Genomic DNA, 25,750 nt, shown 5'->3' with positions numbered 1-25,750 from the left:
CGGTTGCTAACTTCGCTGTCGGCCCTGGGCCGCGTCGAGCGACGGGCGCACCGCACCGCTCCGGTGCAATGCTTGCACCAAGTCTGCGACGTCCGCCGCATCCGGTGTATAGCCGGGGAAGTAGCAGCACACCTCTTCGATCCCGGCGCCGAAGCGGGCGCTGATCTGCGCCGCGCACTCTTCCGGTGTGCCTGCCACCCCGATCGTGCGCACCATCTCGTCGGTGACCGTCGCCCGCATCTCGGCGAAATCGCCCGTCTTGGACAGCGCGTTGAGTCTGGGGTGCAGCGCCGCCCATCCCTCGACTTCGAGGACCGGACGATACGCGGGCGTGGACCCGTAGAACGCGATCAGCGAGCCCACGCCGCCCATCGCGGCGGTCAGAGCTTCCTCGGTGCGCCCGAGCGCGACCATGACTTGAGCGATCACCGGGAATCCGTCCGCGGTCCGCCCGGCCCGGCGCAGGCCCTCGGCGACGGCGGGCATTGTGCGCTCGGCGAAATGGCGCCCGCTGTTGAACGGCATCACCAGCAGTCCGTCGGCGACCTCCGCGGCCTTGCGCGTCATCACCGGTCCGAGCGCGCCCATCAGCACCGGAGGCGGACCGAACGGGTTCGGCCCGGGGTCGAAGGTGGGCGGCATCAGCGTGTGCGTGTAGTACTTGCCGCGAAAGTTCAACGGGCCCCGCCCTTCCCACGCGGCGAGGATCGCTTTCACCGCCGCCACGCTCTCCGCGGTGCGCTCCGCGGGCGCGCCCCAACTGCTGCCGTAGCGCTTCTCGATATGGGCGCGGATCTGCGAGCCCAACCCGAGCCGGAACCGTCCCTCGCTGTAGAGCCGCAGATCGTAGGCAGCGTGGGCCAGATGCATCGGGCTACGCGGCCCGGCGATCGCCACGTTCGTCATCAGTTCCAGGGATGTCACTCCGGCTGCGACGACGAGGGGAAAGAACACGTCGTGCGGGCCCTCGAAGGTGAACAGGCCGTCGGCCCCGGTCTCGGCCAGCGCTCGCGCGTCGGCCGCGACGTGCGGTGGCGCTCCGGTGACCTGCACATGAACCTTCACGCCGACCTCCGCCGGTCTCGGTGCGTCACGCTTTCCGCGACACGACGATTCCATCGTATGGACAGTGCTCTGTGCACGTGTCCAGTTCGAGCGAACCGCTCTCGGATCTGCTTCGCGCGATGTCCCCGCCGGACATCGGAACTCCGAGGGGTGAGGTCACGTACCGAGCAGCGAGTTCTCGCTCACGGTGACGACGACCACGATGTCGCCGTAGGGCGCCGCGCCCATGGCCAGTCTGTGGCCCAGACGCGCCAGGCCGAGCCATCGTCCGTATTTGGTCTGCATACCGGTCCGCACCTGGTGGAACAGTGGCCCGGTACGAAGCAATTCGGCCGTGCCCTGATGCTGCCGCGATCCGAGAGCCGGCGCACCTCGCCAGTCCGCGGCCTGCACGATGACCCGGGGTTCGCGGGCCAGATGCCGAGCCTCGCTGGAATGCGACGAGATACAGAAGGCCAGACGCCCGTGGTCGACCGGTAACACGAGGTGCGGCACGGTGTTCCAACGCCCCGTGGCCTCCGGCCGTGGGTACGTCACGCGCACTGTGCTCGCATCCCACCACAGCATCCCCGGATGCCATTCGCTGGGACGATTCGGGACGGCGAGAACGCGATGCGCCGCCGGGAGCCGGTTGTACCGCCGCGGGGTGTAGCCGCGGAGTCTGCTGCGGAGCGAGGAGCCGCCGTGCACTGGATAAGTCATCGCGTGGAACCTCCGGGACAGGGGCGAGTTCAGGGGGTACCGATCCGATCTCCGTACTGCGATCGGCGCCATGGCGCCGTGAAGAAGTACCACCGGGCGCATCCAGGTGCAACGACCTGTCCGTGTCGCCGCGCAATGGAGAGCGAATCGTCATGCGCCGCGCCCGGCCGAGAAAGTGTTATGGCCCGTCCGGCTGGGACCGATGCGCGCGAACCGCGTTCACGGCGGCGAACAGCAATCCGATGCCGATCAGAACGCAACCCCGCAACCACACGACCCCGTCGATCCGGGTGAACAGGAACAGACAGGAGGCCAGTCCCAGCCAAGGCACGACGCGTGGCACGCGAAAATGCTCGTCCACGTCGGGCTCCCGCCGCAGGATCAGCGCCGACGCATTGACCGCCGCGAAAACGACCAGCAGCAACAACACCAATGTCTCGGCGAGGGAGGCCACCTCGCCGGTCAGTGCGAGCGACAACGACGCCGCCGCGGTCACGGCGATCGCCACCCACGGCGTCCGGCGGCCCGGCAGAATCCGGCCCAGCGCGCGCGGAAGCAGCTCCTCGCGAGCCATGCCGTAGGCCAGCCGCGAGGACATGATGCCGGTCAGCAGCGCCCCGTTCGCGACGGCCACCAGGGCGACCACGGCGAACAACTCGTCCGGGACGCCACCGGCCAGGCGCACCACCTCCAGCAGCGGACCGCTCGAATTCGCCAGCCGATCGGTGGGCACCGCCGCACCGGCCACGAAGCCGATCAGCAGGTACACGCCACCGGCGGTAAGCAGCGCCCCGAACAGCGCGCGCGGATAGGACCTGCGCGGCTCGGCGACTTCCTCCGCCAGATTCACCGAGGTCTCGAACCCGACGAAAGAGTAGAAGGCCAGCACCGCGCCCGACTTGCGGACCCGGTCGCTGTTCACCGCGTAACTTGCCGCGCGACACCGCGTTGTAGACGGTCGCTCCGCCGAAGAACAGTGTCGCGTACTCGGCGCCCAGGTACACCCGACGTCGCAGTCCGATCCGCACGGCCCCAGCATAATTTCGCAGCGACAAGCGCGCCGATCACATTCGGACGATGGGTACCGACATCCTCAGCGGGACAACCACCCTGCGAACCACCGGGACAGCAGCGGCATGATCACCCACACCATCGCGGCCACCGCGACCGGCACGATACAGGCCAGCCGGAGCGGCGGCGGCAGATGGTCCACTTCCCGCTCCTTGCTTCGCCGCTCGCGCCCCGCGTTCTCTCCGAGCAGACGGAGCAGACCACGCCACTGTGACATTCGCGAATGCCTCGCACAGTGTGCCTGCTGCCGGAGCCGCGACGCGCATGGTCGGTCTTCCCGCGCCAGGGCACGATGGTCGCGCAGGTGCTTCCACCGCTGTGACGCCCGGCCGCCCTCGGATGCGTCGCGGCGTCGTGAGGCGGTTCACGCCTGCGCGGTACACACGCATACCCATTACGCGGCGGGGAATGCCGGATCAGTGAACGACAACGCGCCATCGGGGGCCGTGCCCACGGTCCCCGTCTCCAAAAGGACGGGAAGTTTCCAATTCTGGTTCGCCGATCAACGCTGGGAATGGTCGGAGGAGGTCGCGGCCCTGCACGGGTACGCACCGGGTGAGGTGACACCGACGACGGAACTGGTCCTGGCGCACAAGCATCCGGACGACCGAGCGGAGGTCGCCGACACTTTGGCGACGGCGGTGCGGACCGGGCTGCCGTTCAGCGGCCGTCACCGCATCGTCGATACCACGGGCGTCACGCACCACGTGCTGGTCGTCGGCGATCAGATGCGTGACGCCACCGGTGCGGTGGTCGGCACGGCGGGGTACTACATCGATGTCACCGACACCGTCGACGAGGAGCGCCAGGAGATCATCGACGCCACGCTGCCGGAGATGGTCGCCGCCCGCGAAGTGATCGAGCAGGCGAAGGGCGCCTTGATGCTGGTGTACGGGATTTCGGCCGATCAGGCATTCCGTGTGCTCACCTGGCGATCACAAGAGACGAATACGAAACTGCGTGTTCTGGCCGAGGAACTCGTGGCCGCGCTGAGCGATTTCGGCGGTGCGGATGTGCAGACCCGCACGCGCTTCGACCACGTGCTGCTCACCGCGGACGAACGTCGTGTTCAGGGCTGCCCTTGACCCGATGTCGTCGGGGTCTCGACTCCCCCGTCGTGTCAGTGGTTGTCCGGACGGCCGTGGTCGATCTCGGCCATGTGCGCTTCGGCCCACGCGCGTAGCGCCGCCAGCGGAACTTCCAGCGACATACCGAGTTCGGTGAGCCGGTAGTACACGCGCGGCGGCACAGTGGGTTCCACGCGCCGTGCGACCAGCCCGTCCCCGGTCAGATTCCGGAGGGTCACAGAGAGCATCTTCTGCGAGACGCCGGGCATGCGGCGCTGGAGTTCGGCGAAGCGCACCTCGCCGGGCGCGGCCTCGGCGAGCAGTTTCACCACCATGGAGACCCATTTCGTGCCGATGCGGTCGAGCAGCCGCCGGGTCGGACAGGCGGGATCGAACAGGTCACCGGCGGCTTCGGCGTGCTTACGCCGGGGATCGGTAGTCACCTCGAGCTCACCACCTGATTCGAAAGTGCGGTCTTGGCAGCGCCGCCCAGCCTACCTACGGTCACCTGATAACCAATAGTGACCAGGAGTAGGTGATGACCACCCTGTCTTCCGAGATCTCGTTGCGCCGCATCGCGACCAATGGCATCGAGGTGAATGTCGCGATCGCCGGACGTGGGCCCGCGGTCCTGTTGCTGCACGGGTTCCCGCACACCTGGCAGCTGTGGTCCGAGGTGATCGGGCCGCTCGCGCGAGGGCGCCGAGTGATCGCACCGGATCTGCGCGGCCTCGGGGCGAGCACGCGCGCGGCCGACGGCTACGACGCGGGGAATCTGGCCGTCGACGCCGCAGGACTGCTGGACGCGCTCGGCGAGCCGACCGCGGCGGTGGTCGGAATCGATGCGGGCACGCCACCCGCCTTTCTGCTGGCCATGCGGTACCAGCACCGGGTGCGGCGACTGGTGCTGATGGAATCGCTGCTGGGCACGCTGCCCGGCGCCGAGGATTTCCTGTCCGCCGGGCCGCCCTGGTGGTTCGGGTTCCATGCGGTGCCCGGCCTCGCGGAGAAGGTCGTCGCCGGAAACGAGGCGGCGTATATCGACTGGTTTCTGGCCGCGGGCACTTTGGGCCACGGTGTCCCCGGGCCGATTCGAGACGCCTTCGTCGAGGCCTACGGCGACCCGGAGGCGTTGCGATGCGCGTTCTCGCACTACCGTGCGATGTCGGCCAGCGCCCGGCAGATACACGACGCGGTGGCCACCGCACGGCTCACGGTGCCGACCATGGCCGTCGGCGCACACCCGGTGGGTGACGCGCTGGCCCGGCAATTGGCTCCCAACACCGATGTGCTGATCCACCACGAGATTCCGGGTTGCGGGCACATCATCCCGCTGCACGCACCGACGGAACTGGTGTCGTTGCTCAGCGATTTTCTTGCCGACGACCGCGGGGCCGCACTCCGGCCGGATTGACGGGAAAGCGCGGACAAACCAACCGAGCCCCGAACCGGTATATATCGGTTCGGGGCTCGCTCGGGGGTATTCGCGCCTATCCACCGATCGCTCGGTAGTTTGACAAGACGAATGTACCGGGCTGTACGCGAAATCACCAAACCCGGGTTCCGCGGGAGCGGAATGGTTCAATGAGCAACTTGTACGGACTCATATGAGGTTCTTCTGCTTGCGGATTCGCCGACGCAGATCGACCATCAGCGCGTGCGATCCGCCGTGCCGCACGAAGCGCGGAATGAAGCGGTTGACAAAGGAAACGAATACGAACAGGTTCTCGAACCTCCGCTGGTCGGCGTCGGTCCACTCGACCCGGAGCTGTTCCCGGAAAATCGGGGCCAGGAATCCGATGGTGAGGAACCGGAGCAGGTTCCGGAAAGGCAGCCGCAGGTACCAGTGGATCATGCGAAGATTCAGCAGGCTCTCGAGGTAGCCCCGGACGTAGTCGTCCAGCACGACTTGCTCGCACGCGGTGTTCCAATATTCGTCGAATTCCGCGCGGGTGGCGGGCCACATGTCCTCCGTGACCTGCAAGGTGGTGCCCAGAGTGGAGGACGAGGTGTAGAACGCTTCGGCCTGCTCGTCGTTCATTCTCCCGTGCAACAGCTGGTAGGTGTCCTCGAAACCGATGTAAAGGCAGGCGGCGACCCACAGTTGGAGGTTGCGGTCGAAGGCGTTGTACTTCACGGCGGCACCCGGGGCCGAATGCACCTGCCGGTGCGCCACATTCACCGCTTCGCGATATGCCCTGCGCTCTTCCTCGGTACCGAGGATGGCGACCGCGAGATATTGCGTGGTCGTGCGCGCCCGTTTCCACGGGTGCTTCATCAGCGAGCCGGACTCCACCTTGCTTTCGGCCACGCCGTAGCCGACGCCCGGCCGGGCCATCTGCATGACAACGTTGGCCGCGGCGCCGGCGAAGGACCAGAAGTCCAGAGCGTCGGTGAGTTTGACCGGCCGCTTGGTGTACGGCCGATGCGTGACGCTGATACCGATGCGGGTGTAGTCCTTCGTCAGCGGCGCACTGTGGTCGCGATCGGGTTGATGAGCGACTGCGGTCATCGGGATGTCCTTCCATCTGCGTTCATGCGTCGCGCGACCAGGCGAACCAGCCGCGCCGACGTCAGCCGGACACCGCCGAACACCAGCCCGGCGGCGGAGAGCACGACGAGGAACTCGAACACGGTCAACTCCGCTCCCAGCACCCGACTGACGGTCGACGGTCCGGATCCGACCGTGTCGCGACGCCCCGCGGACGCCGAAGCCGGAGTACGCCCGACTCTGGCGCGTTCCCACTTCGGCCGCTCCTCCACGAGAACATCGGCGGGCATCGGACTCTCCTGCGTTCGATGACCTGAACCGGTCACCCGTGTTTATGTTATTGGCGATTCTACTCGGCGCTGAGTTAATGACGCAATAGAACTAGTAACCAAGGCGATATTTGGCGGGGCTCATAACCTCATATGTGGTCCCATGTTCTGAGTCTCACATCGATCGCCAGGCCGCCGGACTGGCCGTGCCAGGTCGCTCATTTCCGCACGCCGGGCGGCTGTGTCGCCGTATCGAACAAGATGACCCGCATCAAGCGCGCCACGGCATCCTGCGGACAGCCGTGCCTGCCGTCGCCCAGAGCCCTGCCGAGGTCGACGACCAGACCGAACGCGGCGTGCACGAGAATTCGCGCTTGCGCTTCGGAGAGATCGGAGCGCACGGCGACCAGCAGTTTGCCCCACTCGGCCACCAACAGACGCTGAATGTTGCGCAACACGACTCGCTCTTCGGCCTGGACGTGCGAGAACTCCGTGTAGTAGACGAATGTCAGTTCCCGCTCGGCGAAGGAGCCCGCGACGTAGAGTGCGATCAATTCCGTCAGCGCCGCGGAGGGAGTGGCCGAAGACGCGATGACGGGACCGATGGCGTCCGCCACCCGGTCGGCGGCGCGACGGAAAGCGGCGGTCAACAGGTCGCTTTTGCTGCGGTAGTAGCGGTAGACCGCGGACGCGGCGGCCAGGTCCGCCGCGCCGGCGATGTCCTCGACGCTGACATTCGGATATCCGCGCTCATGGAACAGTTCCACGGCTTTCGCCAGCAACAACTGATGTTTGAAAGGGGTCGGCGGGTCCGTCGACGGCTGCGCGACGGGGGATTCGGCGAAAGTCGGCAACACCGCGTGCACCACCGTCCAACAGGCTGAGGCCAGCAGGGCCGCGAGCGATTTCGTCGGCAGGGCGGCGTGGTGATCACCGATGCTGCTGACGATGCTGAGTATCGCCACCGGCCGGACGAATTCGTCTCGCTTGCTCAACCCTGGGCGCACCGCAGCGATCAGCCGGCGAAGCGCGGTGATCGAGGTCGCGAATTGATCGGTGAGGGTCTTGCCGTCTTCGTCGTCCGGATAGCGGCCTTCCCAGCGCGCCGAAGTCACGGTCGGGCGATTGGTGACGGCCTGGGCGATCAACGCATCGATGACGTATCGCAATCGAGCCTCGGCGCTCCAGCTCTCGGCCTCGGCGGGAAGCGTCACCGCGTCGACGGTGATCTGGCCCAAGCGGAGCAACTCTTCGCGGAACAGCGAATACTTACTGGGGTAGTGGCGATACAGCGCCGCGGAGCTGATCCCGACCTTGGCCGCGATCTCCTCCATGCTGACGCCGTGATAGCCGAGGGCCCCGAACGCGGCGGCGGACGTGGCCGCGATCTGCGCCCGCCGGTTGCGCGGGCGCCTGCGCACCACCCGTTCCGAGCCGGGCTCGGCGGATTCTGTTCTCGCGCTTTTCACGGCACCGGCGTCACGGTTGCGCGGGTAATGTCAACGGCGAGTTGACCTTGTTCACCAGCCACCTGTCCCCGACCTTCTCCAAGCGCATCACCATCGACAATTGCCCCGGCGCGGGCTTGCCCTTGGTGCCGAGACTGGTGATGGTCTGGCCGATGACCACGATCGCTTCGGCGGAGTGTTCGTCACCGGCGCGAATCGCGCACTGCACGTCGCGCGTGGCCGAAGTGACCTGGCCTTCGCCGAGCACCGTACGCAGCTCCGTGCTGGTGGACTCGAATTGTTTCTTCCAGTCGCCGGTGGCGCCGTCGCTGACGGCGGCGAAGTAGGCGTCGAGATTCTTCGAGTCGTAGTTCGCCAGGACGGGCGCGTACCGGCAGGCCGCGGCGCGTGCGTCTTCCTGTGCCGCCAGCAGATTCTTGCTGTTGTGATCCTGGACGTACCAGTAACCGGCCGACGCCACCGACACACCCACGAGGATCGCGGCCGCCGAACGCAGGGCGATCGGACCGGGACGGCGGATCGGCAGACCGCGCAGCCGGCGCCACCGATCACCGGATTTCGCTGTGCCGGTTCCGGCGGGATTCGCGTCCGGCGCAGTCGTGCCCGCGGAGTCGGTGCGCACGGACTCGGCGTCCTTCTCATCCGCTTGCGTTGCGGGCGAGCCGGTTTCGGCGGGCGGATCGACGTCTTCACTCTTCATCGGAAATCTCCTAGTTGCCGGGGACCGGGCGGGACAGTTCGTCGCCATGGACACCGGGCGGCCGGGCGGCCCCGTTGTCCGGAATGCCGGGACGCGGCGCGTTCGCCGAACCACGCACCTGCAGGGCGGGATCGTTGGTGACGCAGTAGTTGTAGAGCCGGACTCGGGTGTCGGTCATCTTGTCCGTGGGCACCACCGGGATGGTGTCGTATTCGCATGTGGGGCGCGGCCAGATGTCGACCAGGGTGTAGAAGGCGTTGTCGTGGGCGGGTATGCCCAGCGCCTCCGAGCCGACCCGCAACGCGGGGAACAGTGCCGCGATCGCCGGGGCGCGCAGCTTGGCCGCCTTGGTGATCGCGACGAAGTTCGTCACCAGGTTCGTGATGGGATCCTGGGTGCGGGACACGAAGCCGCCGAGCGTGCTGAGCTGGGCGGGCCCTTCGTCCAGGAGGTGACGTACTTCCAGATCCGCCGCGGTCAGCTGCTCGAACAGCACGCCGCCCGTGCGCGTGAGTGTCGCGAGGTCCGGTTGCGCATGCGAGGTCGTCTCCGCGATCACTTCGAGGTTTTCGATCAGCTGACGTGTCTGCGGCAGCAGGTCGGTCAGCCCGGCCATGGCGCGACTGATGCCCGACACCATGTTGCGCAACTGGTCGGGGCCTCCGGCCAGCGCCTTGTCGAGTTCGTCGACGATCACGTTCAACCGGTCCGGGTTCAATCCCCCGATGAAGCCGCTGAGATCGGTCAGCACCGACTGCACGCTCACCGGCACGGTCGTCTGGGAGCGTTCCACCAGCGCGCCGTCGGTGAGGTAGGGGCCGGTGTCGGAATCCGGGCGGAAGTCCAGGTACTGCTCGCCCGCCGCCGACAACCGGCCGACGGCGACCGTGCCGCCCACGGGAATCTCGGCAGCGGAGTCGATCTCGGCCACGGCCGCGACGCCGCTGCCCGCGACTTTCACCTCGCGGACCTTGCCGACCCTGGTGCCGCGGAAGGTGACGTCGTTGCCCGCCGACAAGCCACCGGACGACTGCAACTCCACAGTCACCGTGTAGTCGTCGCGTAGCGGATCGAACCGCAGGACTTCGGCGCCGAGATAGGCCGCGCCGAGGATCAGCACCACGATCAATCCGAAGTTCGCCACCGCGACACGGCGGCGGACCAGCCATCGCCACAAGGGGGGATTCATCGCTCTCCTCCTTGCTGGGGCTGCTGAGGTTGCTGTGGCGGACTGGTGACCCGGCCGATCACCTTCTCGATCACCTGCGCCAAGCTGCCGATGAACGCGGGCACGTCGCCGATCTCGGGCAGCCTACTGCCGCTGGGATCGGTCAAGGCCCCGACGCTGAGGTAGGACACCGTCGCGGCGACGGCCAGGGCGGGCCCGTCGAGGCTCGCCATCAGCGAGGGATAGATGGTGTGCAGGCCGTTCAACGTTCCGTCCAGGTCGTCGCCCATCTGGGTGAAACCCGCCATCAACCGCTGGATGCTGTCGAACAAGCTGACCGCCTGCGGGCCGGTCGTCTCGGTGAAATCGCCGAGCGCGGTCATCGTGGTCGAGACTTTGTCGAGCAGGTCCACGATGGACTGGTTGTTCTCCGCGAGCAGAGCCAGCAGCCCCGGGAAGGTATCCGCGGCGTCGCCCAACTCGGCCTTCCGCCTGGCCAATTCACCGGTGAGCACATTGAGGCCGGTCAGGACGCTGTCGATGTCGCCGGTGCGCTGATTCAGCGCGGCGATGACACCGGTCAGTTCGCTGAGCAGGTGCGCGAGTTGCGACGCGCGGCCCGCGAACATCGAATCCATCTCGGAGGTGATCTTCGCGGCCTGGTTGATGCCGCCGCCGTTGATCAACATCGAGACCGACATCATCAGCTGCTCGACGGACGCGGCGGCCGACGTGTGCTCGGTTCCGATGACGTCACCGGCGCGCAGATTCTCGCCGCCGGATGTGGCCGCGGGCAACGTCATCGCGACGAAGATGTCGCCGAGCGGCGTCGCCTGACGCAACTCCGCGGTGGTACCGCGTGGCAGCTGGATGTCCTCCCTGATCAGCATTTCCACCTCCGCGATGAAGTTGGTCGTGCTGATCGCGGTGACGACGCCGATATCGGTGCCACCGATCTTCACGTGCGCGTGATCGGGCAGATTGAGCGCGTCACGGAAGGCAGCGCGAATGGTGTAGCCGGGGGCTCCGATACCCGGTTTGGGCATCGGCAGATTCGCCACCGTCACGCCGCAGCCGGTCGCGGTGCCCATGACCGCGACCAACGCCGCCGCCACCGCGGTGCGTCGAAGCGGGTTCGTTCCGATCATTTCGAAATCCCCAGTAGTGCCGCGGTGAGGCCGAAGTCGGGCCCGAAGTCCTGGATCTTCCCGGTGCGGCAGCCATCCAGGCGCATCTGGACGCGTTCGCAGAACTGGGACACGACCTCGTTGTCGAGCAGGACCTTGTCGGTCAGCGCGTGCAGGCGCAGCGCTTGGTGCTCCCGGCTGACCGCGTTGGACAAGTTCTCGAACAGCAACGGCCCGACGTCGACGATCTCGGTGAGGCCGCGGGCGTTGGCCCGCATCTGTTCGGTGATGGTCGTGAATCGCTCCAGCGCACCGGCGAGCTGATCGGAGTTCTCGCCGACCAGCGTGGCGGTGTTGGCGACGAACTGGTCCAACTGCCGCAGCACCGCCTGCAGACCGGGCGCCTGGTCGCCCATCAGCTGCACCAGTTCGGTGAGGCGGCCGCTGAAATCACGTACCGTCTGGTCGTTCTGGGCGATGATCTGCGTGATCTCGTTGAGTTTGATGATCGTGTTCGAGATCTGGTCCTTGTTGGCGAAGGTCACCTCGAACGCCGAGGACAGCGCGTCCAGGGTCGCGCGCAGTCTGTCGCCGTTGCCGTCCAAGAGCGGGAACAGGACACGGCTGGCCATCGGACCGTTCCGGTCGTCGCCTTTGAGCGCGGCGCCGAGCTGGTCGAAATTCTGCAGGATGCGGTCGAGTTCGACCGGTGTGCGCGTCCTGGCCAGCGGGATGTGCGTCCCGTCGGTGAGCAGCGGCCCGTCCCCGCTGTACGCGGGGGCGAGTTCGACATGCCGATTGGTGATCAGCTGCGGCGACACCAAGGCGGCGATGGCATCGGCCGGGACCTTGGTTCCCTGTTCCAGGCTCATGGTGACCTGGACGTAGCTGCCCTTGGCCTCCACGGTGTCGACCCGGCCGACCGGAACGCCCAGCACCGCGACCTCGTTGCCCGCGTACAGCCCGGCGACGTTCTCGAAATCGGCGCTGATGCGGATGCGCTCGCCGAGGTACTGCCTCGGCAGCGCGGTCAGGCTGTCCGGTACGAGCGCGCAACTCGCGGTGACCAGCGCGGCCACGACCAGCACGCCGAGCTGCGCGAATCGTCGTGTTCTCATCAATTGCACCCCTGTACGGCTCGAGCGAAGCACAGCCAGTTGTCCGGGAAGAACCACGGCGCCCAGACGTCGCCGTACGGACCGTTGCCGACGGCGTTGTTGAACTGCCGCAGAGCGATCGGCATGTTCTCGTAGAGCCGGTCCAGATTGTCGCGGTTCTTGACCAATCCCTCGGACATGGTGTTCAGGTCGTGGATCAGCGGCCCGAGCTGGCCGTTGTTCTCCAGACCCATCTCCTGGAGCAATCTCGACAGGGCCGCGACGTTGTCGAGCAACTGTTTCAACAGATCCTGTCGCTGCTGGACGGCGTTGCCGATCGCCTCGCCGCGGGTCAACATCAACAGCACGCTGTTCTGGTTGTCCGAGACCAGCTGGGACACCTGGTCCATGCTCTTCAGCAGCGAATCCACTTCGTCGCGGCGATCGGTCACGACCTTGGCGAGCGCGCCGATGCTGTCGAGCGCCTGGACCGCCAGCTGCGGGGAATCCCCCATCTGCTGGTCGACCAGGTCGAGCGCCTGGCGTAGCTTCTGCGGATCGAGGCGTTCGATGCGTTCGAAGGAGTTCTGGTACTTCGGGTCCTGGATGACCTTGCTCAGGTTGTACGGCACCGACGTGTTCTCGATGCGGATGCGATTGCCCGGCAGGCCCTTTCCGTCTCCTGGCACCAGGTCCACGTGCAGGCGGCCGAGAATCGTCGACATCTTGATCGCCGCACGCGCGTCGGGGCCGAGACGGAGATCGCGACGCACTTTGAGATCGACCACGACCTTGGCGCCTTCGAGACGGACCGCGCGCACCGCACCCACTTCGATTCCCGACACGTCCACCGTCGCACCGGGACGTAAACCCGCGGCCTGGGCGAATTCGGCGTGAATCGTCTTGTCGCCCAACCGGGCCTGGGTCAGGACACTGGAGCCGATCAACAGAGCGGCCACCGTCGCGGCGGCGATCAGGCCGAGTCGCAGATACCGGTTCCGCAGGAAGCCCGGCCACGGAATGCGCTTGCTCATCGGCACACCTCCGAATGCGAGTTGCCGCCCACCTGGGAGAACAGTCCCGGAGGCAACAGCACGCCCCACAACGACACGTCGAGGCTGCACAAATACGCGTTGCCGTAGGCGCCGTTGCTGGTGAAGCGCGCGACGCCGTTGAGTACGGCGGGCAGTTCGACCGCAGCCCGGTCCAAGGAAGCGCCGTTGAGCAGCAGCAACGCCACACCTGTGGTGGCATCGTTCTGCGCCTTCGACAAACCCGGCTTGACCTGCATGATCAGCTGGGTCAGCGAGTCGGTCGTGTGCGCGACGCGGTCCACCGACTGCTTCAGACTCTCGCCTTGCGAGTAGAGCGCCTCGACCAGCGCCCTGGCCTGGGTGAGCAGCGTCTCCAGCTCGCCGCTGCGATTGGCCAGGCCGCCGATCACGGAGCTCAGGTTGCTCAGGACCTCCCCCAGGATCTTATCCCGCTGCCCGAAAGTGCCCGCCAGATCCGCGGCTTGGGTGATCAGGCTGCTGAGCGACACCTGGTTGCCTTGCAGGGCCTGGATCAACGTCTCGGACAGGGAATTGACCTGATCGGGTTGCAGCACGCTGAACAACGGCTCGAAGCCGGACAACAACGCGGACACGTCGAACGACGGTTCGGTTCGCTCCAGCGGAATCCGCGCGCCCGCCGCGACGACGGCGCCCGCTTCCTTGCCCGGCGCCAGGGCGATATAGCGCTGACCGATCAGATTCTGGTAGCGCACCAGCGCCTTCGTCGTGGTGGTGAGATGCTGGCGCGCATCGATCCGGAACTCCACCTCGGCGCGGTAGCCGTCGGTGAAGTCGATCTTGTCCACGCGACCGACCCGCACGCCTGCCATGCGTACGTCGTCCCCGACGCGCAGGCCGAGCACGTCGGAGAAGACCGCCGAGTAGCGCTGGGTATCCCCGGTGACCGATCGCTGCAACGTGGACCAGATGGTGACGGTGAGCGCGACCGCCAGCACCGCGAACAAGCTGAATCCCGCCAGCGCCTTGCCTGATCTCATCGGCGCGCCCCTCCCTCGTCGGCGGCGGTCACGGTGACCGATCCGCCCGCCAGCACCGGAGTCAGCAGCAGGTACTGGGCCACGGTCGGCCGCGCTCCCACGATCGCCGCAACGGCGTCGGAACCGCGCAGCGCGATGGGCCCCGCCTCGGGGCCCGGACTCTGCGGGCCGGGCTCGCCGGGTGCCACGGCGCTCGGCGAAAGGCCGGGGACGGACGGCAGACCCGGGATGAACGGGAGACCGGGTATGGCGGGCAGGCCCGGCAGCACCAGTCCCATCGCGCCCAGCGGCGTGGGCGCGACCGGCACGGGCGCGGGCCCCGCCGCGTCGAGCCACTTCGGCATCAGCTGCGGCGGGTAGTTCTGCTCCGGCGCCACCTCGGGCACCGTGGCGCCTCCGCAGCGGGGACCGTACTGGTCGCCGTAGTGCGGGCAGTCCTTCGCCGTGTACTGCTGGAACGGCGTGAACGAGACATCCATCTTCCACACCATCTGTTTGGACGGACCGAAGTGGAACGTGGTCGCCAGCCGTCGCAGGGCCACGTTCAGATTCGCGGCCGTGTACGGGATGGCCTCGGGATCCTCGGCCAACCCGCCGAACAGATCGTCCAGACCGGACACGAGGAACTTGCCCGCGTCGGGGTTGCGGGCGAACAGTGCGTTGACCGAGTCGACCGTCGCGTTACCGGTGGCCAGCAAGTCGATGAGCTTCGACCGTCGTTCGGCCAGCGTGCGGGCGGTGGTCACCGACTCCGACAGCACCCCGACCAGTTCGGGAGCCGACTGGCTCAACGCGATCGATGCCCGCCCGAGGTCACCGAGCAGCGCGTCGATGCCGGGCGTCGCCCGAATTTCGGTCAGCCAGTTGTCCAGGCGCTCCACCGTCGAGCCGGGCGCACGCGCCGCGGGATCCAGCGCGGCCGCGAGAGTGGCCAGCACCCGGCCCAATTTCTCCGGTTGGATGTTCTCGAGCACGTTCCGCAGCACATTCAACGTCGTCTGCAACGCCACCGTCTCGCTGCTGGTGTCCTCCGCGATGGTGGCGCCTGCGCGCAGCGTTCTCGGTTCAGGGCCGTTGTCGACGAATTCGATCGCCGTGACGCCGAACAGGTTGTTCGGGATCACCCTGGCCGTCACGTTCACCGGAATGGTCGAGGCGACACCCGGTTTCAGATCCACGCGCGCCTGCTGCCGGGCGCCGCGGGCCACCACGTCCACCGCGACCACCCGGCCGACGACCATGCCGCGGAATTTGACGTCCGCCCGCCCGGGCAAGCCGTCGCCGGTGCTGGTGAGCTCCACGGTCACCGGGACCTTGTCCTCGAAGTAGCCGGTGTAGCGCAGCGCGAGCAGGTACAGCAGGACCGCTACCGTCGTCAGCACCGCCAACCCGGCGAGGGTCAGCTGTCTCGCGGTCGGTCCGCGACCACTGGGGTCAAGAATCATCGTCGGCCTTACCCCGAGATCCGGAATCCGGGATCGATGCCCCAGATCGTCAGCGTGAGAAAGAGATTCGCGAACACCATCACGACGATCACCATCTTGATGGCGCGCCCGGCCGCGACCCCGACGCCTTCCGGGCCACCGGTGGCGACGTAGCCGTGGTAACACTGGATGAACGTCGAAAGCAGCACGAACACCACTACTTTGAGCAGCGAGAAGAAGACGTCCGGGCCGATCAGGAACTGGAAGAAGTAGTGATCGTAGGTGCCCGCCGCCGTGCCGCCCAAGAACAGCACCGTGATCTTGGTGGCCAGGTAGGCGGTGGCGAGCCCGATGCTGTAGAGCGGGATGATGGTCAGGGTCGCGGCGATCATGCGGGTGCTGATCAGATACGGCAGCGGGCGGATGGCGATGGATTCCAGCGCGTCGATCTCCTCGGAGATGCGCATCGAGCCCAGTTGAGCGGTGAACCGGCATCCCGCCTGGATGGCGAAAGCCAAGGTCGCCAGGATCGGCGCGAGTTCGCGAGTGGTCGCGAATCCGGAGATCGCTCCGGTGAGCGGAGACATCGTCAGCAGATTCAGAGCCGTGAACGACTCCATGCCGACGATGATGCCGCCGAACGCGCACAGGATGACGACCACACCGATCGTGCCGCCGCCCACGATGAGCGAGCCGTTGCCCCAGCCGACATCGGCCGTCAGCCGGGCCACCTCACGGCGATAGTGCTTCAGGACGAACGGGATGGCGATCAGCGCCTGGAAGAACGTGATGGCCTGATGCCCCACGCGCTGATTGGCGTGCACAGGCGCCAGCGCGACTTTCCCGGCGGCATGCAGGGGCCGCAGCGCCGGAGGTGTGTAGCTGCTCGCCATGCTCACACCACCTTCGCCGGAAAGAGCGTGTTGTACAGCTGAGTGAGAATGATGTTGGTGGCGAACAACATCAGCGCCGAGCTGACCACCGCCGAGTTCACCGCGTTCGCGACACCGCCAGGGCCGCCGTGCGCGTGCAAGCCGATATCACAGGCGATGACCGCGGTCAGCACACCGAAGATCGCGGCCTTGACCAAGGCGATGATCAGATCGTTCGCCACCGCGAAGGACGCGAACGAGCTGATGAACGAGCCCGGCGTACCGGATTGGGCGTACACGTTGAACATGTACGCGGTGGCGAATCCGACGAACACGACGAATCCGCAGAGCAGGACGCTCACCAGCACCGCCGCGGCGAGCCGGGGCGCGACCAGGCGGCGTACCGGATCGACGCCCATCACCATCATCGCGTCGATCTCTTCCCGGATGGTTCGCGATCCCAGATCGGCACAGATCGCCGAACCGACCGCACCGGCGACCATCAACGCCGACACCAGCGGAGCGCCCTGGCGGATGATGCCCAATCCGGCGACCGCGCCGATGAATGTCGTTGCGCCGACTTGATTCACGAGCGCGCCGACCTGGATGGAGACCACGACGGCGATCGGGATGGCCACGAATACCGTCGGCGCCGCCGACACGTTGGCCATGAAGGCGCACTGCTTGATGAATTCCCGGTACGGGAATCGTCCCCGCACCAGTGAGACGAACAGCTGGACGAAGGCTTCGCGGCCCAGAGTGACCTGCCTGCCCAGTGTTTCCAGCGACCGCTGGGGGTGGCGCCGCCACAAGCCCGAAGCGCTGTCGATCATCTTCCCGAGCTCGCCCGGTTCCAATGGCGGTTGCTTGTCGGCTGGCGTTCGCAACGAGGCAGTCACCGGTAGCCGTTCCTTTCCGATTTCTCGTCCACCGCGCCGGCGGCCGCCCCTTCGATGACGCGGAGCGTGTGAAGTGTTGCATACCTCACAGACGTCAGACAAGTTGCAAGTGATTCATTATTCCAGCAAAAACGACATCCGTCGAAGCGCGCGGTGCATGTCACGGACCTTGTTCGATACCGCTTCTAGCCTGCATATACATGCGTCCACTGCACATAGATGACCACGCCGGAAAGCGACTCCCGAAAGTAAGTGATCATCTATTCTGCACTCGGACGACCAGAGCCGAGTCTGCGAAGCCGCTAGGCGAGGGCCTCCAGCCAACGTTGCAGCAGCACCGCGAGTGCGGCGAGCACCGCGCAGCCGGCCAGGAAAAGACCGAGTACGGCCACCCACAGCCCGAAGCGGAGCACGGGATTGACCTTCATCCGCCCACCGAGGATCTTGACCACGATCACGAGAACGTCGATGAGCCACACCAAAGCCATCATCAGGTCATGCACACATTCGAGAAGGTCAGCACGGGCCAGCACACGATCGATCCCAGGAACGACATCAGCAGATCGATGCCGTGCATATCGCGCAGATGACCGGTGTGCGTGAGCGTCCAGATCACCCCGGCCAGGCCGTAGGGAACGCCGATGATGATGAGAGTGCCGAGGAACTCGGAGACCTTCATCTCGTAACCGAGTATTCGGTCCAGCTTCTTGAGCATGCGTCGATGCATCCTTTCGCTTCGATCCACGCCGCCGCACACGCATCGGACACCACGGGACGAGGCGTCCGGCCGCGCGCCAGTCAACGAGATCCGCGCCGTATGTTAGTCGACATTCTTTCTTCTATGGAAGGGGTACCGGGAGATTCGGACCGGCAACTTGGATACAAGCAGGTAATAGGTCCATAAGAGCAGCCAGTCGCTCGGATCATGTTGATGGACATTCTTCTGGATGTGCAACACTGCGCCCGCACCACATGTGCCACGACACGCACGTCTACGTTGGTGGCGTTCGGTTTCGGCACGGCGCACATGTCGTCGATTGCGTCGACCACCGGCGCGAGCGCCTCGCCATCTGCGCCGCACACCCCGTCACGCCGCCACGTAAGGCCGAGGCGGGAATGGACTCCGTCGCACGGGCTTGACCTTGCCCCAGGGGCAAGGTTGGACGGTGGTCGGCATGAACAACAACGCACTGCACACCGCCGAAGCCCGAATTCGCGAGCAGATCGCCGCCTACTGCATGTCCAACGAAGTCCCCGGATTCGTCGCGGGCGTCTACCGTGCGGGCGAGCAGATCGTCGTCGCCCACGGCACCGCGAACGTCGCCACCGGGGCGCCGATGCGCGCGGACACCGGGTTCCTCTTCGGCTCGGTGACCAAGGTGCTGACCACCACGTTGGTCCTCCAGCAGGTCGAGCGCGGGCTGCTCGATCTGGACGCGCCGGTGGTGCGGTACCTGCCCGAGTTCGCCCTGACCGCGCCGGGCGCCGCGGAGAAGATCCTGGTTCGCCACCTCATTTCGCATACCAACGGCATCGATGCGGACTTGTTCTTCCCCGATGCGAAAGGGCGCGACTCCCTGAAAACTTATGTCGAGGGTCTCGCGCGCAATTGCGGTGTCCTGTTCGAGCCCGGCGAGCAGCTCAGCTACTCCAACGGCGGCATGATCGTCGCGGGCCGCTTGTTGGAGGTGGTGACCGGTCTGTCCTTCCCCGACCTGCTCGAGCGCGACGTCTACGCACCTGTCGGCATGACCGACTCCAGCACGTCGGCCGAACGAGCGATCCTGCGCAGCACCGCCATCGGGCACTTCCCGGACCCCGAGACCATGGCGGCCGAGCCCACCGGAATGTTCACACTGCCCGACACCTGGGGACCGGCGGGCGGCACGCCGATCGGCACCGTCGCCGACCTGCTCGCCTTCGGACGCACCCATCTCGCGGACGGTGTGTCCCCCTCCGGAAGGCGCGTCCTCTCGGCCGGGTCTACCGCACTGATGCAACAGGTCTCGCACGACATGGCCACCCCGAACGTCCCCCCGATGGGCCTGGGTTGGGTGCGGTATCCGTTCGGCGACACGACCGTCCTCGCGATGTCGGGCGCGTCACCCGGCGGCGTGTCCATCCTGTGCGTCGTGCCCGAGCACGACCTGGTGTTCACCGCCTTCGGCAACACCCCGGGGGCGATCATGCTGCACGACCAGATTCTGCGCTGGCTGCTGAGCGAACACCTCGGCGTTCGGATCCCCACCCTGATCACCGAATCGGCGCAGGACATCGATCTCACCCCCTACGTGGGCACCTACCGTTCCGATCAGCTGCGCGTCGAGGTCGGCGTCGTCGACGGCCAACTCGAGGAGCGCGTGACCTACGAACCGGCGGACGCATCGCAGGAGCGGATCTTCACCGAGTTCGCCGGGGGCACGACCACCGCCCCTCCGCAACGGTACGTGCCGATCCGGCCCGGCCTTTTCGCGCCCGCCGGATACCCGTTCGAGACGTTCGACGGATACCTGCGACTGCTGCTCGTCTCCTTCCACGACATCCGTGACGGCCGAGCGCGTTTCCGCAACGGCGGCGGCCGACTTGCCCGGCGGGCCTGACCGCTGTCGGAGCCATCCGTCACGGCGGGCGAGGTCTCCGCCGTCCGAGGTGATGCGTGCGTGAACCGGTGCGTTCGCCATTAGGCTGACGCCGTCGAAGGTGACCGAACGGCCGATCCCGGTGTGGCGAGGCCGTCTTCAACGGTCGGGCGCGGAAAAGCGAGGTATGCGCTATGCGGGACGGTCGGTGGCGGCGGGTGGTCGCATCCGTCGTGTGCGGAGTCGGAGTGCTGGCGGGATCGTCGGTCGGCGCGGTGGCGGACCCGGCCGGTGACACCGGCGTCGTGTGGTTGTGCAGGCCGGATCGAGCCGACGACCCCTGCCGAGGCAGCACGGCGACCACGGTGCGACAGGCGGGGCAACCCGATGTGCGGGAGGAGCCTACGCCTGCTGGGGATTCCGGGGTGGACTGCTTCTATGTGTATCCGACGGTGTCGTTGGAGCCGACGCCCAACTCCGACACTGCGGTGACCCGAGAGGTGCGGGCGGTGGCCGAACAGCAGGCCGCCCGATTCTCCCAGGTCTGTCAGGTCTTCGCGCCGGTTTACCGGCAGCGGACCCTCACCGCGCTGGCGCGGGAACGGGCGTACTCCCCCGACGAGCGCGCCGAGATGGCGCGTATCGCGTACGAGGACGTCCTGCGCGCGTGGCGGCAGTTCCTCGCGGAGCGCGAAAGCGGAAGGCCGATCGTCCTTCTCGGGCATTCGCAGGGTGCGCGCATGCTGCGCCAACTGATCCGGGAGGAGATCGACCCGCAGCAGGCGGTGCGCGAGCGGATCCTGTCGGCGATCCTGCTGGGTGGCAATGTGGTGGTGCCGAAGAACGGTGACGTCGGCGGCGACTTCCAGCACCTTCCGCTGTGCCGCGGCGAACAGCAGACACGGTGCGTCCTGGCCTGGCAGACCTTCGGCGCGACCCCGCCCCCGGACAGCCGATTCGGCCGCAACCCGACGACCCCTGAGCCGCTGCCGCGTCCTTACGGCCCGGACTACGAGGTCGCCTGCACCAATCCGACTTCGTTGAGCGGCAACGAGTCCCGCACCGCGGCCACCGTGCTCCGCACCGGTCCCGTGCCCAGCCCACTCGCCGCCGAACTGGCGCTGCGCCACGGGCCGTCCGCCGTCGCCGCGCCGACTCCGTGGCTGGTCCCCGCCGAGAAGTACCGGCTCCAATGCGTCCGCGACGGCGACGCGACGGCGCTACTGGCGACGCCGGAACCCGGCAGCGCCGAGCTGTACGCCGTCCCGGACGCGACCTGGGGCCTGCACCTCGCGGACGTGGAGATCGCACTGGGCGATCTGGTCCGCATCGTCGCGTCCCAGATCAGCGCCGACCGCGCGGCGCACCGCTGAACGCCGGAGTCCGCGAAGCCGCCCATCGCTCCGAACCGGCCCGACCCGGTTCGGCACCCGAGACCGCGCGGCGATGCCCGACCGCGCGGGGAATCGGCCACAGGCGCGGCTATTCGGGGATGGTCGCTATCGCATCGATCTCCACCAGCGCGCCGGGGCGAGCGTGTCCCGCGGTGGAGACGACCGTGATGGCGGTGCGGTGGTCGCCCCACACTTTCCGCGCCGCAGCGTATCCCGCCTGTGCGTCGACCCCGGCGACAAGGTAGATCGTGAGTTTGACGACGTGTTCGGGACCGGTATTCGCAGACGCCAGCACGGTCAGTACGTTGCGCATGGCCTGGATGGTCTGCTCTTCCAAGCCGTCCAGCAGTTCTCCCGTGCTGTCGGTGCCGAGCTGACCGCCGACATAGACCGTCTGGGCAGCGGGCGCGATCACGCCCTGTGTGAAGGCCGGGTTGTGATGCAGTTCTTCGGGGTCGAGGTGGGTCGTCTTCGTGATCATGGGTTTCCTGACAGCGTCGGAGTGTGTATAGAGGTCGCGGATCAGGCAGACCTCGGACAGGTGGTGGATCAGCTCACGGTGGATGTGCAGCACCAGATCGGCCATGGGCGCCTCGGGGAAGGGCTCGTTCGGACCGATCGGGACCCGGAGTTCGGCATCGCCGAGACCACGCACTCCGGTCAGCCAGATGTCGAGCTGGGCTTCGAGCTGGTCGAGCGCCGTGGCCGCGTCGCCCGCGTATTCCCATGTCTCGTACGCGGCCGCCGGCGCGCCGAAATGGGTCGCGTTGCGCGCGGCGAGCACGCCGACGATGACGTGACCGAGCCGCCAGGCGATCGTGGTGAACGGCGCGGGGACCGGATTCGGGAAGGCGTAGTCGATCGTGAAGTCCCCGGCCCCTGCCTGCACGGGCGCCGTCGAACTGCCACGCGGTCGCACGCTCCAGGCGTCCGGTACCGGAGACCAGAAGTACTCGTCGTCGGTGAGACCGTGGAGCCGGTCGCGTAGCTGATCGTTCCAGTGGGCTTCCCACTGCTCGCGCAGTGTCTTGTTCCAGTCGAGTGCGTCTGCGTTCATGCCGCCACCCTGGCACCCCTAGCGGACAGAATCGGTCCGCTATTTCTGGCAGGCTGAGCGACATGGAAGCGGCGAGCGGTACCGAGCGGGGCACGACCGAGCGGGTGCTGACCCTGCTCGGACTGCTGCAGCAACGCCAGGTCTGGACCGCGCGCGAGCTCGCGGAGCGGCTGGGCGTCACGCCGCGCACGGTACGGCGCGATGTCGAGCGCCTGCGTACGCTCGGCTATCCGGTGCACGCCTGTCACGGCGTCGGCGGCGGCTATCAGCTCGGCCGGGGACAGGAGCTGCCGCCGCTGCTGCTCGACGACGAGGAAGCGATCGTCACCGCGGTCTCGCTCCTCGGCGGCGCGGGCGCCGCGGTCGCGGGCGCCGGGGATGTCGCGCTCCGGGCGCTGGCCAAACTCGACCGGGTGCTGCCCACCCGTTTGCGGCACGAAGTGCAGGCACTCTCCGGCTCGGTGGAGTCCTTCGGCGGAGGTCACCCGCCGGTCGACCCCGACGTGCTGATGACGCTGGCCAGAGCCTGCCGCGACGAGGTCGAGGCCGGTTTCGACTATCCCGCCGGAGACCGGGTGCGCCGGCGGCGGGTCGAGCCCTACCGCTTGGTCGCCTCCGACCGGCGCTGGTACCTGCTGGCCTTCGACCTCGATCGTGCGGACTGGCGCAGCTTCCGTGTCGACCGGATGACCGAAGTGGCCGCGCGGACGTGGCGCTTCCGACCACGCGCGGCGCCCGAGGCTGCGGCCTACGTGCAGGAAGGCGTGGCGAACCGGGTCTACCCACTGCGGGCCCGCTTCCTCGTGCACGCCTCCGCCGACACGGTGCGCGCGCAGATTCCGGCGTCGGCGGCCGTCGTACGGCCGTGCGGCAGCGGGCGCTGCGAGGTCCGCAGCGGAGCCGACCACAGCCTGGACTTCGTGCTCATGCATGTGCTGTTGCTGGGGCACGACTTCGAGATACTCGACCCGCCCGAGCTCGCGCACCGCGCCCGCGCGCTGGCCGAGAAACTGCTGTCGGCTGGTGTGACAGCCGCACCGACGCACCGCATCGCGGATTCGTGAGCCCGTCGCGGCCCACGAGCGTCGCGAGCCTCGGATGTAGCGGTTCGCGCCCTCGCGTCCACGGCATGGACACCCGCGCATCGCTCGTGTGCGTCCTACTGCCGAGCGAGTACAACCGGCTCGGTACCGGAGCCGGTCGGTGTCCCGGCCTGTGCGGTTCCACCGCCCGATTCGCCGCACGTGGGCGACGCCGACCGCGGTCTGTAGGTCAGACAGGCTGCCGATGCTCCGTCCACTGCCAGGAAGACCACTATGCGCGCGGTGTCGAGTACGCCCGTTTCCCGCGCATGGAGGTAGGCGTGTACCGGCCCCGCGGTGTAGGGATCTCCGATCGAGGCGTCGAAACCGACGACCGACCGCGACGGAATGGCGAGCGCGCCGGCCAAGCGGACGCGGAAGTCGACGGCCTGGTCGGGCGCCAGCAGCAGCGCGTGTCCTTCGGCGAAGTGGCGGCCGTCGAGCCCTTCGGAGTCCAGACAGGCACGCACCACCTCGGCCGCCGAATCCACCCGGTCCTCCGCACCGGTACGAACGCGGATCGCGCTGCGACCGTCGGCGCCGACGTCGTTCAGCGGCACCCAGGCGATGGGGCCGACCGGGCCGGTGGTGTCGCGCGTGTGCAGCCGCCCGAATCCTCCTGTGGCAGGCGAGGTTCCGAGCAACAGGGCGGCGCCGCTGGCGCTGTAGGGGAAATCGGCGACGTGGCGCTCGGTCGAGGGGTGGGTGTCGCCCGCGACGAGCAACGCGTACCGAACCGTGCCGGTGGCGAGGAAGGTGTCGGCGGTCGCGATGGCGTGCAGCAGGCCGCAGGCCCCGTGCATCAGGTCGAAGGACAGAACCGGGACGCGCCCGGCCGCATACGTGAGCCCGAGGCCGATCCGCTTCTGGATGAGGGCCGACACCGCCGGCTCGGAGATATTGCTGTCCCGGAAGACGCCCCCGTTGATCAGCATCCCGATCTCGCGCAGGCCGATCTCCGAGCGCTCGACGCAGGCCAGTGCCGCGCGAGTGGCCAGTTCGAGGTAGCTGCCGGTGTCGAGGTCGCGGTTCGTCGCGGCCGAGACGATCGTCGTCGCCATGCTCATGCCGCCAAACGCGAGATGGTCGCGGCGAGATACCCGGAGACGATGCCCGATGCCGCGGGGATCATCAGAATCTTGGATCCCTTCGGGACCTTCTGTTGCGCGAGATGCTCGTGCAGGACCAGGAAGTGAGAGGTCGAAGCGGTATTGCCGTAGTCGTGCAGCACGTTGAGGGACTGCGGCATCGGCGTGCCGAAATGCCGTTCGGTCAGATCCGAGATGTACTCGATGGCTGGCGCGCTGAATTGATGATGGATCCAGTAGTCGTATTTCTCGCTCTCCCAGGTGCGTCCGGTCTCGGCGAGGAAGTCGGCCATACGGTCGATGCCCTGCCGATACCGGGCTTCGTTCTGCATGGCGCGGTTGTCGGTGTACATCGCGATGCCGCCGGTGCGGTCGCTGGGCATTCCGATGCAGTGCTCGGCGCCGTCGGCCGCGGTCATCAGCTCGACATAGTGCAGTTCGTCCTCGTCGTCGCCCCGGTCGTCGAGCACAACCGCGACCGCGGCGTCACCGACCGTCAACGCCGCGAATTGCGGGTCGTAGGGGCGGCTGATCTCGCGCAGCGCCGTCTCGGCGATCGGCGTGATCTGCTCGCCGCTGACCACCAGGCCGTTGCGCACCGCACCGGCCTTGATCATGCGATCGAGCACCATCACTCCGGTGATCATCCCGGCGCAGGCATTGGAGACATCGAAGTGCCGAGCCGCGTTCGCGCCGATCGCATTGCCGAGCATGAGCGCGAAAGACGGTGCATAGCAGAAGATTCCCGCGCCGCGAGTACGCGTGATGGAGGCCGAGATGACGACATCCAATTCGTCGGCCCGATACCCGGAATGCCACAGACAGTCCTCGATCGCGTGCAACGCCAGCTCGAAGGAAGATTCGTACCGGTCCGGATCCGAGTCGTAGACACGACGATTCTTGATCCCGGTGATGCGCTCCAGGTCCAGCGACCGCGGCACGGCCAGCTCGGCGATCAGATCCTCGGTGGAGCGGACAGTCGTCGGCGTGTACGCGCCGATCGACTCGAAACGAGTACGGATCATGCTCCCCTGCCTTCCGCTTCAGTCGGCGTCGATTGTCGTGTTGCTCAGCGA

At 67.1% G+C, this 25,750-nt stretch carries 27 protein-coding genes and 1 pseudogene; 5 read left to right on the top strand and 23 right to left on the bottom strand.

The window, feature by feature from the left end:
• Positions 1–6 precede the first annotated feature (6 nt).
• The 4 genes from ACIA5H_RS22485 to ACIA5H_RS22470 form a co-directional block, all read right to left on the bottom strand.
• Positions 7–1,065, bottom strand: coding sequence for a TIGR03617 family F420-dependent LLM class oxidoreductase (locus ACIA5H_RS22485; RefSeq protein ID WP_397077261.1), 1,059 nt, complete (start codon positions 1,063–1,065; stop codon positions 7–9).
• A gap of 156 nt (positions 1,066–1,221) precedes the next feature.
• Entirely contained in the window at positions 1,222–1,767 is a 546-nt protein-coding gene (locus tag ACIA5H_RS22480; protein ID WP_355077465.1) for a hypothetical protein, read from the bottom strand.
• A 178-nt stretch (positions 1,768–1,945) separates the two neighbouring features.
• On the bottom strand, positions 1,946–2,689 hold the full coding sequence (locus ACIA5H_RS22475) for an APC family permease (protein WP_397077260.1): 744 nt from the start codon (positions 2,687–2,689) through the stop codon (positions 1,946–1,948).
• A gap of 171 nt (positions 2,690–2,860) precedes the next feature.
• Positions 2,861–3,055 carry a hypothetical protein gene (locus ACIA5H_RS22470; RefSeq protein WP_397077259.1) on the bottom strand — a complete coding sequence of 65 codons (195 nt, stop codon included), beginning with the start codon at positions 3,053–3,055 and terminating at the stop codon, positions 2,861–2,863.
• 202 nt (positions 3,056–3,257) lie between these two features.
• Here ACIA5H_RS22470 and ACIA5H_RS22465 point away from each other — a divergent pair, with 202 nt between their 5' ends.
• Positions 3,258–3,923: a PAS and ANTAR domain-containing protein gene (locus ACIA5H_RS22465; protein ID WP_379251776.1), complete on the top strand. Its 666-nt coding sequence runs from the start codon at positions 3,258–3,260 to the stop codon at positions 3,921–3,923.
• A 35-nt stretch (positions 3,924–3,958) separates the two neighbouring features.
• On the opposite strand, the gene ACIA5H_RS22460 is transcribed toward ACIA5H_RS22465, so the two are convergent.
• On the bottom strand, positions 3,959–4,348 hold the full coding sequence (locus ACIA5H_RS22460) for a winged helix-turn-helix transcriptional regulator (RefSeq protein WP_379251777.1): 390 nt from the start codon (positions 4,346–4,348) through the stop codon (positions 3,959–3,961).
• A gap of 95 nt (positions 4,349–4,443) precedes the next feature.
• Here ACIA5H_RS22460 and ACIA5H_RS22455 point away from each other — a divergent pair, with 95 nt between their 5' ends.
• Complete coding sequence (locus ACIA5H_RS22455; RefSeq protein WP_397077258.1) at positions 4,444–5,319, top strand: alpha/beta fold hydrolase; 876 nt, start codon at positions 4,444–4,446, stop codon at positions 5,317–5,319.
• 189 nt (positions 5,320–5,508) lie between these two features.
• On the opposite strand, the gene ACIA5H_RS22450 is transcribed toward ACIA5H_RS22455, so the two are convergent.
• The 14 genes from ACIA5H_RS22450 to ACIA5H_RS22385 form a co-directional block, all read right to left on the bottom strand.
• A complete protein-coding gene (locus ACIA5H_RS22450) occupies positions 5,509–6,417 on the bottom strand; it encodes an oxygenase MpaB family protein (protein WP_397077257.1) in 909 nt (302 codons plus the stop codon).
• The gene (locus tag ACIA5H_RS22445; protein WP_397077256.1) at positions 6,414–6,686 is read right to left on the bottom strand and encodes a hypothetical protein; all 273 of its coding nucleotides are present in this window, start codon (positions 6,684–6,686) and stop codon (positions 6,414–6,416) included. The genes ACIA5H_RS22450 and ACIA5H_RS22445 overlap by 4 nt, the downstream gene beginning before the upstream one ends.
• Before the next feature lie 197 nt (positions 6,687–6,883).
• Entirely contained in the window at positions 6,884–8,134 is a 1,251-nt protein-coding gene (locus ACIA5H_RS22440; protein ID WP_397077255.1) for a TetR/AcrR family transcriptional regulator, read from the bottom strand.
• Between the two features lie 10 nt (positions 8,135–8,144).
• On the bottom strand, positions 8,145–8,834 hold the full coding sequence (locus ACIA5H_RS22435) for a hypothetical protein (protein WP_397077254.1): 690 nt from the start codon (positions 8,832–8,834) through the stop codon (positions 8,145–8,147).
• A gap of 10 nt (positions 8,835–8,844) precedes the next feature.
• Positions 8,845–10,023, bottom strand: a complete 1,179-nt coding sequence (locus ACIA5H_RS22430; protein WP_397077253.1) for an MCE family protein — start codon at positions 10,021–10,023, stop codon at positions 8,845–8,847.
• Positions 10,020–11,150 (bottom strand): MCE family protein, encoded by a 1,131-nt coding sequence (locus ACIA5H_RS22425; RefSeq protein WP_397077252.1) that lies wholly within the window; start codon positions 11,148–11,150, stop codon positions 10,020–10,022. The genes ACIA5H_RS22430 and ACIA5H_RS22425 overlap by 4 nt, the downstream gene beginning before the upstream one ends.
• Positions 11,147–12,247 (bottom strand): MCE family protein, encoded by a 1,101-nt coding sequence (locus ACIA5H_RS22420; protein ID WP_397077251.1) that lies wholly within the window; start codon positions 12,245–12,247, stop codon positions 11,147–11,149. The genes ACIA5H_RS22425 and ACIA5H_RS22420 overlap by 4 nt, the downstream gene beginning before the upstream one ends.
• Positions 12,247–13,260: an MCE family protein gene (locus ACIA5H_RS22415; protein WP_397077250.1), complete on the bottom strand. Its 1,014-nt coding sequence runs from the start codon at positions 13,258–13,260 to the stop codon at positions 12,247–12,249. Before ACIA5H_RS22415 ends, ACIA5H_RS22420 begins: the two co-directional genes overlap by 1 nt.
• Positions 13,257–14,279 carry an MlaD family protein gene (locus tag ACIA5H_RS22410; RefSeq protein WP_397077249.1) on the bottom strand — a complete coding sequence of 341 codons (1,023 nt, stop codon included), beginning with the start codon at positions 14,277–14,279 and terminating at the stop codon, positions 13,257–13,259. The genes ACIA5H_RS22415 and ACIA5H_RS22410 overlap by 4 nt, the downstream gene beginning before the upstream one ends.
• Positions 14,276–15,724 (bottom strand): MlaD family protein, encoded by a 1,449-nt coding sequence (locus ACIA5H_RS22405; protein ID WP_397077248.1) that lies wholly within the window; start codon positions 15,722–15,724, stop codon positions 14,276–14,278. Before ACIA5H_RS22405 ends, ACIA5H_RS22410 begins: the two co-directional genes overlap by 4 nt.
• An 8-nt stretch (positions 15,725–15,732) precedes the next feature.
• Entirely contained in the window at positions 15,733–16,596 is an 864-nt protein-coding gene (locus tag ACIA5H_RS22400; RefSeq protein WP_356961971.1) for an ABC transporter permease, read from the bottom strand.
• Between the two features lie 2 nt (positions 16,597–16,598).
• Positions 16,599–17,408 (bottom strand): MlaE family ABC transporter permease, encoded by an 810-nt coding sequence (locus tag ACIA5H_RS22395; RefSeq protein WP_397077333.1) that lies wholly within the window; start codon positions 17,406–17,408, stop codon positions 16,599–16,601.
• A 368-nt stretch (positions 17,409–17,776) separates the two neighbouring features.
• Positions 17,777–17,965, bottom strand: a complete 189-nt coding sequence (locus ACIA5H_RS22390; RefSeq protein WP_379251788.1) for a hypothetical protein — start codon at positions 17,963–17,965, stop codon at positions 17,777–17,779.
• Entirely contained in the window at positions 17,965–18,189 is a 225-nt protein-coding gene (locus tag ACIA5H_RS22385; RefSeq protein ID WP_195080102.1) for a hypothetical protein, read from the bottom strand. Before ACIA5H_RS22385 ends, ACIA5H_RS22390 begins: the two co-directional genes overlap by 1 nt.
• Before the next feature lie 460 nt (positions 18,190–18,649).
• Between ACIA5H_RS22385 and ACIA5H_RS22380 the strand changes: the two genes are divergently transcribed.
• Positions 18,650–20,074, top strand: a complete 1,425-nt coding sequence (locus tag ACIA5H_RS22380) for a serine hydrolase domain-containing protein (RefSeq protein ID WP_397077247.1) — start codon at positions 18,650–18,652, stop codon at positions 20,072–20,074.
• A gap of 173 nt (positions 20,075–20,247) precedes the next feature.
• A complete protein-coding gene (locus tag ACIA5H_RS22375) occupies positions 20,248–21,426 on the top strand; it encodes a DUF3089 domain-containing protein (RefSeq protein ID WP_397077246.1) in 1,179 nt (392 codons plus the stop codon).
• Positions 21,427–21,535: 109 nt separating this feature from the next.
• Here ACIA5H_RS22375 and ACIA5H_RS22370 read toward each other — a convergent pair whose 3' ends face one another.
• Positions 21,536–21,928 (bottom strand): RidA family protein, encoded by a 393-nt coding sequence (locus tag ACIA5H_RS22370; protein ID WP_379251918.1) that lies wholly within the window; start codon positions 21,926–21,928, stop codon positions 21,536–21,538.
• Between the two features lie 18 nt (positions 21,929–21,946).
• Positions 21,947–22,504 (bottom strand): annotated as a pseudogene (locus ACIA5H_RS22365) (DinB family protein); the annotation flags it as partial.
• 62 nt (positions 22,505–22,566) lie between these two features.
• On the opposite strand from ACIA5H_RS22365, the gene ACIA5H_RS22360 reads away from it, so the two are divergent.
• Positions 22,567–23,568, top strand: a complete 1,002-nt coding sequence (locus tag ACIA5H_RS22360; RefSeq protein ID WP_364428486.1) for a YafY family protein — start codon at positions 22,567–22,569, stop codon at positions 23,566–23,568.
• A gap of 95 nt (positions 23,569–23,663) precedes the next feature.
• Here ACIA5H_RS22360 and ACIA5H_RS22355 read toward each other — a convergent pair whose 3' ends face one another.
• Both ACIA5H_RS22355 and ACIA5H_RS22350 read right to left on the bottom strand, forming a co-directional pair.
• The gene (locus ACIA5H_RS22355; RefSeq protein WP_397077245.1) at positions 23,664–24,653 is read right to left on the bottom strand and encodes a hypothetical protein; all 990 of its coding nucleotides are present in this window, start codon (positions 24,651–24,653) and stop codon (positions 23,664–23,666) included.
• Positions 24,650–25,699: a 3-oxoacyl-ACP synthase III family protein gene (locus tag ACIA5H_RS22350; RefSeq protein WP_397077244.1), complete on the bottom strand. Its 1,050-nt coding sequence runs from the start codon at positions 25,697–25,699 to the stop codon at positions 24,650–24,652. Before ACIA5H_RS22350 ends, ACIA5H_RS22355 begins: the two co-directional genes overlap by 4 nt.
• Between the last annotated feature and the right edge of the window lie 51 nt (positions 25,700–25,750).

Origin of the sequence: Nocardia sp. NPDC051900, assembly GCF_044452545.1 — a bacterium.
In the GTDB taxonomy this organism is placed as follows: Bacteria; Actinomycetota; Actinomycetes; order Mycobacteriales; family Mycobacteriaceae; genus Nocardia; species Nocardia sichangensis.
The sequence above is the reverse complement of the archived record's forward strand: the minus strand, read 5'-3'. Positions and strand labels throughout refer to the sequence as shown.